Source organism: Geojedonia litorea (assembly GCF_042654525.1).
Classification (GTDB): Bacteria; Bacteroidota; Bacteroidia; order Flavobacteriales; family Flavobacteriaceae; genus Geojedonia; species Geojedonia litorea.
The window spans coordinates 28,498-41,622 of the sequence record NZ_JBHSGP010000004.1 but is presented as its reverse complement, the minus strand read 5'-3'; the positions used below and the strand labels follow the sequence as shown (position 1 = coordinate 41,622).

Sequence of the window (13,125 nt, the reverse complement as noted above, 5' to 3'; positions counted from 1 at the left end):
AGAATCACTCTCGTGTTTTCTTTTTAAGTCTTTCGTCTATAGGTAATTCAAAGAATTCAATTATTTCTACTTTTCCAAAATCTTTATATAGTGGGTTTAAAATAATATTAGACTCGAGTCCAATAATTGTCGATGGAACCTTAAGAGCAAAATTATTCCTGTCTTTAGCAAATTCAGTAAAAACCTTTGTAGTTTCAGCAGTATAAGGATATTCCTTCCATGAATCTGGTATTTCCTCTGGTTCCTCAATAATTAAATCATCAGGAAATTCAATTTTTGCTATTAAAATCTTTTTTGGCAAAGTGGATATATCATCAGAATGAACATAATATTCCAATAAAGCCAGTGAAATATTCTCGGAACAATAGACAGCTCGTGTTCCAATAGAATTCCATCTGCCACCAACCTTTTCAGCACCAATTCCTGATAAGGTCGAATCTTTATACCTAACATTCGCAACTCTGTAAACAACCATTAACTGTAAACATTATATTGAATTCTAATTATTTCATTCTCTACTAATTCAAATCCAAAACTACTATCCAATAGCTCAAATGGCATTTTATTTCCAAGAGCTTTTGATGGTGTTCTTAACCATCTTTTAAAATCATCTTTAGTATCAAAAACTTCATATCCCAAGCCAAAGAGTTTTGCCAATTCGTAAATACGCTCTGAAGTTTCTTTGCTATAAACGGCTTTCTTTTGCATACTACTTATGGAGGCTGGAAGAATATGTTCAAATTCTTTTTCGGTAGAATCAGTATATTGAATCAATTGTTTCCAATCAGATTTCTTTACACCTTCCCTAATTCGGTCAATTAATTCAAGCTTAAAACCAGGAGTGTCTTTAGAATGAATAACAACCCATGATGGAGAAAACTTTGAATGCCTTACAGGATTCTTACCTTTTTTTGCTACTCTAACTCTAACATTAGATTCTTTCTTTGACGGATTTGTCGATCTTTCTCTTACGGCCATAATTGTATTTTTACGTCTATTTAATTGTAAATATACAATAATATTTAAATAATCCTTGTTTATTTAACTTAATTTTAAACATGTATAATCAAGAAAAAACTACAGCCAACACCGTGCATAATTCATTGCTAGTCATAGCCTACTTACGAAAGTCCTAGCGGACTTTCTATCTGTGATTTATTTGCTAACTTTAGTGCTTAAACACGCAACGAAATCATACACAAACACGTTAGCAAAAATGCCTACCCAACTGTGGAATTTGAAACCAACACAACGGATTTACCCTCAGAAAAGGAATTAAAAAAGCTCTTTTCTCAAACGACATGGGCTTCAAAAAGAAAAAATACGGACATTAAAAAAATGCTAGAGAACTTAACTGTGTTCGTAACAATTCGAGAAAACTCAGAATTAATTGGTTTTGGAAGAGCAATATCGGACGGAATTTATAGAGCTTTAGTTGATGATATAATAGTCAGTAGTGATAATCAGAAAAGAGGACTTGGAAAAATTATTGTTGAAAAGCTATTAGAACAGCTAGCAGGAATTGACGAGATATTTCTAAACACAAAACCCGAGTTAGAGGAATTTTACAAAAAGTTTGGATTTAATAAGGTGAATACTATTACAATGAAAAAATAAAAATCACTTTTGCTAACAGCGTATATAGCTCATTGAGACTGAATTCCTAATCGGAATTCATTGCAATTTGCTATCTTTCGGTTACGTCGGAAAATCCTGCGGATTTCCCAAAGCCAGTTTTTATTTGGAGAGGTTCGTGCTAAAACACGCCACAGCTCATATACAAAAACGTTATGTGTAAGTGGAAGAAAAAACTTCAGGAATAACATCAAACTTCTTTTCTGAACTTGACTGAAAAAATTTTCTTCAAAAAATGTGATTTTGAGAACCATTGTGCGAATAATTAAGAAAATACGAATACTTCTTAATAAAATCGAACTAAAATGGAATACAAAAACATCAGATTAATTATTGTTGTTGTTACACTATTTACAATACTCACAACAGGTTGTAGCATTTCGACAACCAGAAATTATTATAGTGAAAAACCAAAAACACCAATAAAAACAGAAAGCACAACCTATGCATTAAAATTAGGTTCTCAAATGCACAAACCGAATGATGAACAAAGATAGAGCAGCAAATTTTCTCGTTATTGTTGAGTACAATAAAGGTATTCTATTTAAAGTCGCAAACTCATATTGTCGGAACATTGAAGACAGGAAAGACCTCGTTCAAGAAATTATTTTGCAGCTGTGGAAATCATTTGATAATTACAATGAAAAATTTAAAATTTCAACTTGGATATATCGAATTTCATTGAATGTGGCTATTTCATTTTACAGGAAAGAGAACAGTAGAAAACGGATTTCAAACCCGATTACAACAGACATTTTCGATTTTTCCGACAAAGAAATATCCGATGAAAAAGAAACCAACTTGGGAATATTGAATCATATAATTTCAGAATTAAATGATTTGAACAAGGCCCTAATGTTGCTATACCTCGAAGAAAAAAGTTACAAGGAAATTTCAGAAATCATCGGAATTACAGAAACTAATGTTGCAACAAAAATTGGCAGAATTAAAAGAATAATAATAAAGGAATTCAATCAACCTAAAATTCAATAAAATGGAAAATATAGAACTTATAAATATTTGGAAAGAGCAAAATGTCAAAATAGAAAAAACATTGACAATTAATAAATTACTTTTAAAAGAGACTATTGGCAGAAAGGCAGAATCTACTTTAAACAGCTTGGTTAAATTAAAAACGGCAGGAATAGTAGCTTTTGTATTTTATCTTCTCATATTGGGCTACGCCTTATTTTATGCTATTTCAAATTATTCTTCGGCAAGTAATTATTTTATTGTTTCAGTTTCAGCAATTGCCTTGATAAATATAAAAGGGTTTGCAGACTATATTAAACATCTTGTTTGGACAAAAAATATAAATTACGATGGTAGCATAATGGAAATTCAGAAACAATTGTCAAGACTTCAACTTTCCATAATTGACCACGCCAAAATTATGTGTTTACAATTTCCCTTTTTTACAACATTTTATTTGAGTGACAATTGGTTTCCACAAAACGTGGGATTGCCTTATATTATCTTTCAGACAATCCTAACAAGTGGGTTTATTTACTTTTCCTTTTGGTTGTATAAAAATCACAAACCCGAAAACTTAAATAAAAAATGGTTTAGAAATTTAATATCAGGTTCGGGAGGAAAATCCGTTGAAAAAGCAATTGAATTCTACAGAGAAATAGAAGAATTTGAAAAGGAAAATGGTTGAATAAAAAAAGCCAGCAAATAACAACGTATATAAAAAATAGCGGTTTAGGTGCTAACCCGAAGCGTTTTTGTCTTTAATTAAGTATCTTTCTTTTCGAAAAGTTAGTACTTAAAAACCCACTACTTTTCATACACAAAACCGTTAGAAAAACAATATAAATGAAAATTAGAAAACTATTTTTCACATTAGTCAGTCTCGTTTTTTGCAATCTAATTCTTGCTCAAAATGAAAACGACACAATTAAAACCACTCAACTTTCAATTGGAGAAAGCATAGAATTTCAATCAAATATCCTTAATGAAAAACGGGTCTTGAACATTTATTTACCAAACGGCCATTCTGAAGATTCATTAAAAAACTACCCTGTTATTTATTTACTAGATGGCTCTATGGATGAAGATTTTATTCACATTTCTGGACTTGTACAATTTAGCTCGTTCTCTTGGATTAATATGCTTCCAGAGTCTATTGTTGTTGGGATTTCTAATGTTGATAGAAAAAGAGACTTTACTTTTCCAACAAATAACAACAAAGATAAAATGGACTTTCCAACTACTGGAAAATCAGAGAACTTCATCAACTTTATAATAAAAGAACTGCAACCATTTATTGATAAAAAATACAAAACGAATTCAATTAAAACTTTGATTGGACAATCGCTTGGGGGGCTTTTAGCTACTGAAATTTTATTTAAAAAACCTGATTCATTTGACAATTATATTATTGTAAGTCCAAGTTTATGGTGGGATGACGAATCATTACTTAAATATACACCAAAACCTTACTCATCTAAAAAATCAATTTACATAGCAGTTGGAAAAGAAGGTAAAATAATGGAAAGAACTGCCGAAGAATTATACGTTAAATTAAACTTAGTCAAAAAAGAAAATACGAATCTTTATTTTGAGTTTTTTGAAAAGCAAAATCACGGAGATGCACTACATTTAGCAGTATATAGTGCGTTTGAAAAAATATTTAACAAAGAGAAAAACTAACCGACTCCAACAATGGCTATGAGTAGTTGCTTGTTCTCACCCACTTCCAAAAATCTGCAAGGATTTTCTATTTGGTTTGTATTTGCTAAATTAGGTGCTTAAAACATGCAACGAAACCATTCACAATCACGTTACAAAACATAATAAAATGAAAATAAATATTCCTAATTGGGTAATAATCGCAGGAGGAATCGGACAAATTTTTACAGCACTTATTTATCCATACATTAGGCACAAAGTCTTTGATTGGTACAACGATGTAAAACAACTCAAGCCACTAAATCAGGAAATAACTAAAACTTACGGCAGATATATTCAAGGATTAAATTTTTCATTTGGCCTTATTGCCATACTAATACCGTCGGATTTAAAAAATGGAACAAATCTCGCTTTAGCTCTCACTGGACTTATCGGAGCATACTGGATTGGAAAAGTAGCCACACAGTTTGCTTATTATCCAATGTATCAAATACCTCAAAAAACTATTTTCAAAATTGGCAGCTACGGAATGAATTTTTTATTCGGTTTTTTTGCTGTTATATACACCTTACTATTTATAAACAACTTAATCTAAAACAAATAAATAACGATTGTCAGCACCGTATAAAATTTACTGTTAATTCTTACCTACTTCCAAAAATCCTCCTGGATTTTCGTTTAAACTAACTATAAAAACAGCTTACATCCGTTCAGGAACTTGAATTCCCAAGAGGCTAAACGCATTTTTAATAATCGTTGCAACGGCATTGGATAACTGTACTCTAAACACTTTTTCGGCGTCGGTATCAGCACCAAGAATGGATACATTTTGGTAAAACGAATTGAACTCTTTTACCAAATCATAAGTATAATTAGCAATCAATGCTGGACTATGGCTTTCGGCCGCATTTTGGATGACTTCAGGAAATAACTGGATCTGTTTTAGTAATTCCTTTTCCTTTTCATGTAATGCCAAGGCAACGGTTGTATTGAGGTCAACATCGGCCTTACGAAGAATGGATTGTATCCTTGCGTAGGTATATTGAATAAACGGTCCCGTGTTACCCTGAAAATCGATGGACTCTTTAGGGTCGAATAAAATACGTTTGCGCGGATCAACCTTTAAAATGTAATATTTTAGGGCTCCAAGACCTATGGTTTTGTAAAGCTCTTGTTTTTCGTCTTCGGTATAACCGTCCAACTTGCCCAATTCTTCAGAAATCTCTTGAGCTGTACTTGTCATTTCAACAATAAGGTCATCAGCATCAACAACGGTACCTTCTCGACTCTTCATTTTTCCGCTTGGCAAATCGACCATCCCATAGCTTAAATGATAGAGGTTCTTGGCCCATTCGAAGCCTAATTTCTTTAAGATCAAAAACAAAACCTTAAAATGGTAATCCTGCTCATTTCCAACGGTGTAAACCATACCTCCAACATCTGGATAATCCTTGATACGCTGAATGGCAGTACCAATATCCTGGGTCATATAAACAGCAGTACCGTCTGATCGCTGTACTATCTTTTCATCAAGACCATCGCTGGTAAGATCGCACCACACCGAACCATCATCTTTTTTAAAGAACACGCCCGACTTTAAACCTTCGGCCACAAATTCCTTCCCCAATAAATAGGTATCGCTTTCGTAATACAACACATCAAAATCGACACCTAAATTTTCATAGGTCTTATTAAAGCCTTCATACACCCAAGCGTTCATTGACTTCCAAAGCTCTACCACTTCTTTATCGCCTGCTTCCCATTTTAGGAGCATATTTTGGGCCTCGATTAAAATAGGCGCTTGCTTCTTAGCCTCTTCTTCATTTATCCCTTTAGCAACTAACTGCTGTATTTCCTTTTTATATTCCTGATCGAACTTCACATAATAATTACCAACCAGTTTATCGCCTTTCAATCCTGTGCTTTCAGGAGTTTCACCATTTCCAAAACGTTTCCAAGCCAACATACTTTTACAGATATGTATACCCCTATCGTTAATAATCTGGGTTTTATAAACTTTTTTGCCCGAAGCTTTTAAAATTTCGGCAACACTATAACCCAACAAATTATTTCTGATATGACCTAAATGCAAAGGTTTATTGGTGTTAGGCGACGAATATTCCACCATGACCGCTTTATCTTCTGGGTTAGGCGTTACAAATCCATAGGTAGTATCAGATTTCATGGCATTAAAAACCTTAAAGTAATAGGCATCTGATATTTCAATATTCAAAAAGCCTTTTACCACATTAAAGGCTTTAACATCATCAACATGATCAACTAGATACTGCCCAATTTGCTCACCTATTTGAACCGGATTACCCTTCACAACTTTTAGCAACGAAAACACTACAAGCGTTATATCACCGGCAAACTCTTTACGTGTGGCTTGAAATTCAACGCGATCTATGTCTGCATTATAAAGTGTTTTTACCGCTTGTATAACTTGACTTGATAAGGTGTTTTGAAGATTCATTAAAGCTCAATTTTAAGTTGGCAAAGATAAAACATTTGTGATGATTTAAAGTAAAAAAGCTCAATAACCATGGCTATTGAGCTTTGAAGTTTAATTTTATTCCTAGATTAGGCTTTTTTACCGCCGAGCATACTTAAAACTACCGATGCTAAACCTAAACCAATGGTTATGTAAGCATTGTTATTATCTTGCACTTCTGCTTGAACCACACCAAGATCAACCGAAGCTTCTGGGGAAATTAAGGTATAAATTCCGTATCCTATTAGTCCGATACCTACCACTAAAAGGATCATTTTAACTGTTTTGTTCATTTGTGTTAGTTTATAGTTATGATGGAAGATAATCAATTTATCGGTTTGTATAAAAATTAAATTATAAACACTTGATTATCTTTTACTTATAACAACTTATTTTAAAACCCAAAATGATGGTGCATTTCGTCGATAACTATGTAGTTTTTCTATGATTTTGACCATTCATCGATAAGCTTTTTTTTTAATCGCGTTCACTGCTCACTTTATCTAATTTTTAAGCATTAAAACCCGAAAATTAGCTTTTTAATGCATGTTTCGTGATTTTTGATAAGCTATTAATCGAAGTCCCAAATATTGATGGTACATGTAATTCCAGTATTAGGATTGTTGTTGTCATTAGTGTTCATACTTATCCTCTCCCTCAAGGCAAGTTTGTTTAATAACAAAAAAACAACTGTAAAACTCTATCTAACAAGATGAAACAGTTAATTACTTTAACTGCTTTTTTATCTGTTCTCGTATGTTTGTCGCAAACACATGAGATAGATAGTCTTGCTATACAATTAGCTTATCAAAAACAGGATACTACCAAGGTTAAAACTTCAGTAAAACTGATAAAAGCACTTTATCAGGTTAAAGATTTCAAAAAAGCGCTTCTTTATATTGACCAAACCGAACAGCTTTCAAAAACATTAAACTACACTCAAGGATCTGCTGATGCTAATTACTACAAAGCTTTAATTTATACCGAGAGAGACGACTATTACAATGCCATAGATAACTACAATAAAGCTAAAAAGTATTACGAACAACTCAATAACGCTTTAGGAATCGCTAAAGTAAACAACAATGTTGGTCTCTTAGAAATTAGACGCGGCAACTATATCTCTGGGTTGAATCTGTCCTTGTCGGCCATCAAAATATTTGAAGAACGTCAATTACGACATGAACTAAGCAAAGCCTATAACAATCTGGCTGAAGCCTATATAAACACCAATCAAATTGAAAAAGCTTTGGAGTTCAACTTTAAGGCCTTGGGTGTCAGAGAGCAATTACAGGACCGAGAGGGTATTAAATCCTCAACCAAAACCATAGCTGAATTATATTCACAACGTCGTGAACACCGGAAAGCCATCGAGTTTTATCAAAAACTCCTGAATTTGCTCGATACTGAAAAAGACGCAGCTTTAAGAGGCGAAATTTTACCGAGTATAGGTGAAGAATATCTTCAATTTAATGATTTTGATAGTGCCGCACAATATTTGCTTGAAGGGCTTAAATTAAACCGCAGTACCAATAATAAAGACGGAATTATTCAATCCTTAAATGCTATTGCTAACCTCAATTTAAAATTAAAGGATATTAGATTGGCAGAACAACAACTAAATGAGGCTTACGAATTAGCGCGAACTTCTGACAACTCCAAAGAACTCTTAAAAAATTATAGACTACAAAAGGAGGTGGATTCTACCAAAGGTGCATTTCAAAGTGCTTTTATTTGGCAGAGTAGATACTATGATTTGAAAAACCAAATGGAAAAAAGTGAAAATCGACAATCACTTGGTTCTAATTATGTGATTCCAACAAATCCTCTTGAAAGCCTTGAGCCAATTTCGAATGAAACAATTCCAAACGATAATACCTCAACCACATCACCAAGCTTATTATACTGGATTTATGGGTTAATTGCTGCGTTACTCATTAGTTTAACGTTTTTAGTCCTATCCTATACCAAAGGAAGCAACAACCATAAATTAGTAGATACCTTAAAACATGAAAATAATCATGTACGCCTTCAAAATGAAACTATTTTAAAAGAAATTGCAGATCTGGAAGAAATCAATAAGGTAAAGGACCGTTTATTTTCTATTGTATCGCACGACCTTAAAGATTCTATTTCTTCAATTAAAGGGTTTATTGATTTACTGCGTGAAGAAGGAATTTCACAGGAAGAATTTTATGAGCTTATCCCTGAATTAAGCGAAAATGCTGATAATGCTTCCTTGCTACTGTTTAATTTACTCAACTGGTCTAAGACCCAAATGCAAAATCTGGAACCTAATCCAGAGCGCTTCAACATTCAGGAAGTGTTCCAAACTAAGATGAATTTAATAGAGCAAAAAGTAGAACAAAAACGGATTGTACTCATTGATGAGTCGCAATATGAACTTATATATGCCGATAGGAGTATGATTGAAATTGTGATTCAAAATTTATTGACCAATGCAGTTAAATTTAGTCGAGTTGGAGATGTCATTACGGTGTCTAACAAATCTCAAAATGGTAAAACAATTATTTGCGTTGAGGATACTGGTGTTGGAATTGCTCAAGCTAATCTTGAAAAATTATTCAAGAATAATGCCTTTACTACAGTAGGTACTAAAAATGAAAAAGGTACTGGTTTAGGACTTTCTATCTGTAAAGAATTAGTTGAACTTAATCAAGGACGTATTTGGGTAGAGAGTAAAATTAATGTAGGAACTAAATTCTTTGTAGAGCTTCCTAAAGCCTAATGTTACTGTTTGGGTAAAAACACTTCAGCCATCATACATCGCGCACTTCCACCACCACAAGTTTCAATAGTTTCCAATGAGCTTGATAAAATTTCACAATGCTTTTCAATACTTGCTATTTGAGAAGCTGAAAGACACTCATGTGCCGCCTTACTCATAACCAAGTAAGGTTTATTTCCAAACCCTTTTACTTGCAGCATATTACCTGCGAACTGATGCATTTGTTTTTCGCTAATGGCTATGATCTCTCTTCCATCTTCTTTGAGATGCTTAATAACCGTTTTGCGTTCTTTTTTGTCATCAATACTTTCTAAACAGATGACTGCAAATCCTTCTCCTAAACACATCATAACATTAGTATGATAAATAGGAAGACGTTGCCCATCTACCGTTTGATTTGCTGTAAATACTATAGGAGTATATTCAAAATCTTCACAAAACTCTATAAAAAGATCTTCATCAGCACGAGGAGAAAGGGCACAATAGGCTTTACTATTTACGCGGTCTAATAAAATACTCCCTGTGCCTTCTAAAAAATAGCCTTCGTCTTCTGCACTAGTATAATCTACTATGTTTTTAATCACAAAACCATTTGACTCCAGCAAATCCAAGACTTCTTCACGTCGTTCTTTACGCCTATTTTCGGCAAACATGGGATATAACGCCACATCACCATTTTCATGAAAGCTTACCCAATTGTTAGGAAAAATAGAATCTGGAGTATCCAAATCTTTATCATCATGCGCAACAATAACATTAACACCAACCGCTTTCAGTTTGGACACAAAGGCATCAAATTCTTTTTGAGCTTTGGCATTGATCTCATTATTTTTTAAATCTAAATCTTCTTGAAAATAGTTGTTAACTGCAGTCTGTTCATTCATTCTGAAAGCTACAGGTCTAATCATCAATATGGTATCTGTTGTTTGTTGCATGATGAAAATTATGGTAGTACAAAATTAGTTTAATTTGATTAAGTTTGGCTATAAATCCGTCTAAATGAAACAACTTTTTATACTCTTTTTTATTATAGTCTCTTGTAATTCCAACCAAACCTCAAAGACCTTTGATTTTACCACAATTTTTGAGAAAAGCGAAGGAACACAAACTGCAACTTATCAGGAAACTATAGAATTCTATACCAATTTAGCCGAAGCCTATCCCGAAATTTCAATACAGGCCATAGGAGAAACTGATTCTGGCCATCCATTACACATTGTTACTTACAACCCTGAAAAACAATTTGATTTTGAACAAATACGCAAAAACAACAGAATCTTATTAATCAATAACGGCATTCATCCTGGAGAACCCGATGGTATAGATGCTACCATGTTATTATTTAGAGATTTGGCTCAAGGTAGTATTAAAAGTCCTGAACACACGGTTTTGGCCGCTATTCCTATATATAATATTGGTGGTAGTTTGAATAGAAATTCTACATCTAGGACCAATCAAGTCGGACCAGAGGAATATGGTTTTAGAGGCAATGCCAGAAATTATGATCTCAATAGGGATTTTATTAAAAACGACACCAAAAATGCTAAAACCTTTGCCCAAATTTTTCATTTAGTGCAACCCGATGTTTTTATAGATAACCATGTGAGTAATGGTGCCGATTACCAATACACATTAACGCATTTATTTACTCAACATAATAAATTAGGTGGTGATTTAGGAGCATTTATTCATAATATCATGATGCCAGAATTAGAGCGTCAACTTGAAAAAAAATCTTGGGATATTACACCTTATGTCAACGTTTTTAATCAAGTACCCGAAGCTGGATTTAGTCAGTTTATGGATTACCCTCGCTACTCAACAGGATATACTACACTGTGGAATACTTTGGGAATGATGGTCGAAACACACATGCTTAAACCCTATAAACCACGTGTTGAAGGCACTTATGAGTTGATGAAAATCATGATTGATATTATTGAGGAGCATGGAGAAACTATTTCTCAATTGAGAACAACACAATTTGAAAAACATCTGGCACAAACCAGTTATACTTTAGATTGGCAAATTGATACCACTTTAACTTCTACCTTGTCATTTAAAGGGTTTGAAGGCGAGATGATTGTAAGTGAAATTACTGGAGCACAACGCTTAAAATATGATCGTAGTAAACCGTTTACCAAAACGGTAGTTTATAAGAATTATTTTGAGCCAAGTTTGGATGTCACGATACCTAAAGCCTATATTATTCCTCAAAGTTGGTGGACCGTTATCGATTTATTAAAGCAAAATGGTATTCAAATGGAAGCGCTAAAAGCCGATTCAACCATAACTGTAGAATCCTATAAAATTGCCAATTACAAAACCAGAACCCAACCTTATGAAGGGCATTACCAGCACTATGCCACACAATTGGAAACCTCAACAAAACAAATAAAAGTTTATAAAGGTGACTATATTATTAGCACACAACAAAAGGGCATGCGTTATCTTTTAGAAACTTTAGAACCACAAGGGCCGGATTCTTTTTTTAATTGGAATTTTTTTGATACCATTTTACAACAAAAAGAAGGGTTTTCACCTTACGTTTGGGAAGACAAAGCCAAAGTCCTTTTAGATCATAATCCAGATTTTAAAAGGGCATTCGATGAAAAAAAATCATCAGATGAAGGCTTTTCTAAAAATTGGTTTGCACAACTAGACTGGATCCATAAACAAAGTGAATATTATGAAAAAGCACATTTACAATACCCCGTATATCGTATTATAAAGTAGCTTTTAAAAGAATTCTTTGTACTGCATCACCCTGAAATCGAAGGTATTAAATTCAGGCTGTTTTGCTTTTAACTGCTGGTATAATGCCATGCTTCCAATTGCCCTGTTTGCCGATCCTGATGCCGAAGTGAGGGATACAGTTCTTATTTTACGGCTTTGTTGAGATGTTATTGTTTTATCAGAAAGTTCAAACTCATGGATTCTAGGTATTTCATTACTAATCAACTTTAACTTTATGTTATAATTTTTGATGTGTTGTCTAAAAAAATACTCAGGTCCATTTTTACTATTTCCGCCTGTAAACAAAAGTGTGTCTATATTGGGATATCGTTTTAAATAGCCTATCACATCCCGAAGTTTGATATTGGTCATACCCAAGTCTGATGCGTCAATTTTTTTACGCTCGGCACTTTCAACGATATCGCAAACGCCAATTTTATGGTCAATCAGAAACTTTTTTCGCTCATTAATCGCTTCTTGAGAATTGTCGTAACGCAGATTTAAATTATGTATCTTATCAATAAAGAGCCATAATGAATTGTAATAACTCCCATAACAAAAATCAACATCTTTCTCCAAAAGCTCTCCGGTAGAAAATCTTGGTGGAGGTAAAGTCCCTACAATAAGTTTGGTGGTATCACTGTGAATAAAGGGTTGATATGGATGTTGGTGTTTAAACACGGGAGCGTCTTGATTTTTAATTCTAAAATTTGTATTTTAAAGTTCAACAAAATACATAAAACAATGGGAAAAGGAGACAAAAAAACACGAAGAGGAAAAATTGCTAATGGCAGTTACGGTGCGAGACGTCCAAGAATTAAAAAGCGCCCAAGCACTTTGGAAAAAATTAGCATCGACAAAAAATCTAAAGCTTAAA

15 protein-coding genes are annotated in these 13,125 nt (G+C 33.4%); 9 read left to right on the top strand and 6 right to left on the bottom strand.

The window, feature by feature from the left end; genetic code table 11:
• Positions 1-4: 4 nt before the first annotated feature.
• Entirely contained in the window at positions 5-475 is a 471-nt protein-coding gene (locus ACFO5O_RS00210; protein WP_387959780.1) for an RES family NAD+ phosphorylase, read from the bottom strand.
• Positions 475-978 carry a type II RES/Xre toxin-antitoxin system antitoxin gene (parS, locus tag ACFO5O_RS00205; RefSeq protein WP_387959778.1) on the bottom strand — a complete coding sequence of 168 codons (504 nt, stop codon included), beginning with the start codon at positions 976-978 and terminating at the stop codon, positions 475-477. The genes ACFO5O_RS00210 and parS overlap by 1 nt, the downstream gene beginning before the upstream one ends.
• Before the next feature lie 252 nt (positions 979-1,230).
• Here parS and ACFO5O_RS00200 point away from each other — a divergent pair, with 252 nt between their 5' ends.
• The 6 genes from ACFO5O_RS00200 (at position 1,231) to ACFO5O_RS00175 (ending at position 4,864) form a co-directional block, all read left to right on the top strand.
• Complete coding sequence (locus ACFO5O_RS00200; RefSeq protein ID WP_387959777.1) at positions 1,231-1,617, top strand: GNAT family N-acetyltransferase; 387 nt, start codon at positions 1,231-1,233, stop codon at positions 1,615-1,617.
• A 323-nt stretch (positions 1,618-1,940) separates the two neighbouring features.
• Positions 1,941-2,132, top strand: coding sequence for a hypothetical protein (locus tag ACFO5O_RS00195; RefSeq protein ID WP_387959775.1), 192 nt, complete (start codon positions 1,941-1,943; stop codon positions 2,130-2,132).
• Positions 2,116-2,628, top strand: a complete 513-nt coding sequence (locus tag ACFO5O_RS00190) for an RNA polymerase sigma factor (RefSeq protein ID WP_387959773.1) — start codon at positions 2,116-2,118, stop codon at positions 2,626-2,628. Before ACFO5O_RS00195 ends, ACFO5O_RS00190 begins: the two co-directional genes overlap by 17 nt.
• Position 2,629: 1 nt before the next feature.
• The gene (locus ACFO5O_RS00185; RefSeq protein ID WP_387959771.1) at positions 2,630-3,295 is read left to right on the top strand and encodes a hypothetical protein; all 666 of its coding nucleotides are present in this window, start codon (positions 2,630-2,632) and stop codon (positions 3,293-3,295) included.
• A gap of 158 nt (positions 3,296-3,453) precedes the next feature.
• Positions 3,454-4,290 carry an alpha/beta hydrolase gene (locus tag ACFO5O_RS00180; RefSeq protein WP_387959769.1) on the top strand — a complete coding sequence of 279 codons (837 nt, stop codon included), beginning with the start codon at positions 3,454-3,456 and terminating at the stop codon, positions 4,288-4,290.
• Positions 4,291-4,438: 148 nt separating this feature from the next.
• On the top strand, positions 4,439-4,864 hold the full coding sequence (locus ACFO5O_RS00175) for a hypothetical protein (protein ID WP_387959767.1): 426 nt from the start codon (positions 4,439-4,441) through the stop codon (positions 4,862-4,864).
• Between the two features lie 105 nt (positions 4,865-4,969).
• Here ACFO5O_RS00175 and argS read toward each other — a convergent pair whose 3' ends face one another.
• Positions 4,970-6,745 (bottom strand): arginine--tRNA ligase, encoded by a 1,776-nt coding sequence (gene argS, locus ACFO5O_RS00170; RefSeq protein WP_387959765.1) that lies wholly within the window; start codon positions 6,743-6,745, stop codon positions 4,970-4,972.
• 107 nt (positions 6,746-6,852) lie between these two features.
• Positions 6,853-7,056 carry a hypothetical protein gene (locus tag ACFO5O_RS00165; protein ID WP_387959763.1) on the bottom strand — a complete coding sequence of 68 codons (204 nt, stop codon included), beginning with the start codon at positions 7,054-7,056 and terminating at the stop codon, positions 6,853-6,855.
• 419 nt (positions 7,057-7,475) lie between these two features.
• Between ACFO5O_RS00165 and ACFO5O_RS00160 the strand changes: the two genes are divergently transcribed.
• Positions 7,476-9,512 carry an ATP-binding protein gene (locus tag ACFO5O_RS00160; protein WP_387959761.1) on the top strand — a complete coding sequence of 679 codons (2,037 nt, stop codon included), beginning with the start codon at positions 7,476-7,478 and terminating at the stop codon, positions 9,510-9,512.
• Positions 9,513-9,514: 2 nt separating this feature from the next.
• Here ACFO5O_RS00160 and ctlX read toward each other — a convergent pair whose 3' ends face one another.
• Positions 9,515-10,447 (bottom strand): citrulline utilization hydrolase CtlX, encoded by a 933-nt coding sequence (ctlX, locus tag ACFO5O_RS00155; protein ID WP_387959759.1) that lies wholly within the window; start codon positions 10,445-10,447, stop codon positions 9,515-9,517.
• Between the two features lie 64 nt (positions 10,448-10,511).
• On the opposite strand from ctlX, the gene ACFO5O_RS00150 reads away from it, so the two are divergent.
• Complete coding sequence (locus tag ACFO5O_RS00150) at positions 10,512-12,248, top strand: M14 family metallopeptidase (protein ID WP_387959757.1); 1,737 nt, start codon at positions 10,512-10,514, stop codon at positions 12,246-12,248.
• A 3-nt stretch (positions 12,249-12,251) separates the two neighbouring features.
• Here ACFO5O_RS00150 and ACFO5O_RS00145 read toward each other — a convergent pair whose 3' ends face one another.
• On the bottom strand, positions 12,252-12,929 hold the full coding sequence (locus tag ACFO5O_RS00145) for a uracil-DNA glycosylase family protein (RefSeq protein WP_387959755.1): 678 nt from the start codon (positions 12,927-12,929) through the stop codon (positions 12,252-12,254).
• A gap of 63 nt (positions 12,930-12,992) precedes the next feature.
• Here ACFO5O_RS00145 and ACFO5O_RS00140 point away from each other — a divergent pair, with 63 nt between their 5' ends.
• The gene (locus ACFO5O_RS00140) at positions 12,993-13,124 is read left to right on the top strand and encodes a 30S ribosomal protein THX (RefSeq protein WP_387959753.1); all 132 of its coding nucleotides are present in this window, start codon (positions 12,993-12,995) and stop codon (positions 13,122-13,124) included.
• Position 13,125 lies beyond the last annotated feature (1 nt).

What these genes read in the sequence shown, in the direction of transcription:
- ACFO5O_RS00210 (WP_387959780.1), bottom strand. Translation starts at nt 475, where the DNA reads ATGGTTGTTTACAGAGTTGCGAATGTTAGGTATAAAGATTCGACCTTA.
- parS (WP_387959778.1), bottom strand. Translation starts at nt 978, where the DNA reads ATGGCCGTAAGAGAAAGATCGACAAATCCGTCAAAGAAAGAATCTAAT.
- ACFO5O_RS00195 (WP_387959775.1), top strand. Translation starts at nt 1,941, where the DNA reads ATGGAATACAAAAACATCAGATTAATTATTGTTGTTGTTACACTATTT.
- ACFO5O_RS00190 (WP_387959773.1), top strand. Translation starts at nt 2,116, where the DNA reads ATGATGAACAAAGATAGAGCAGCAAATTTTCTCGTTATTGTTGAGTAC.
- ACFO5O_RS00185 (WP_387959771.1), top strand. Translation starts at nt 2,630, where the DNA reads ATGGAAAATATAGAACTTATAAATATTTGGAAAGAGCAAAATGTCAAA.
- ACFO5O_RS00180 (WP_387959769.1), top strand. Translation starts at nt 3,454, where the DNA reads ATGAAAATTAGAAAACTATTTTTCACATTAGTCAGTCTCGTTTTTTGC.
- ACFO5O_RS00175 (WP_387959767.1), top strand. Translation starts at nt 4,439, where the DNA reads ATGAAAATAAATATTCCTAATTGGGTAATAATCGCAGGAGGAATCGGA.
- argS (WP_387959765.1), bottom strand. Translation starts at nt 6,745, where the DNA reads ATGAATCTTCAAAACACCTTATCAAGTCAAGTTATACAAGCGGTAAAA.
- ACFO5O_RS00165 (WP_387959763.1), bottom strand. Translation starts at nt 7,056, where the DNA reads ATGAACAAAACAGTTAAAATGATCCTTTTAGTGGTAGGTATCGGACTA.
- ACFO5O_RS00160 (WP_387959761.1), top strand. Translation starts at nt 7,476, where the DNA reads ATGAAACAGTTAATTACTTTAACTGCTTTTTTATCTGTTCTCGTATGT.
- ctlX (WP_387959759.1), bottom strand. Translation starts at nt 10,447, where the DNA reads ATGCAACAAACAACAGATACCATATTGATGATTAGACCTGTAGCTTTC.
- ACFO5O_RS00150 (WP_387959757.1), top strand. Translation starts at nt 10,512, where the DNA reads ATGAAACAACTTTTTATACTCTTTTTTATTATAGTCTCTTGTAATTCC.
- ACFO5O_RS00140 (WP_387959753.1), top strand. Translation starts at nt 12,993, where the DNA reads ATGGGAAAAGGAGACAAAAAAACACGAAGAGGAAAAATTGCTAATGGC.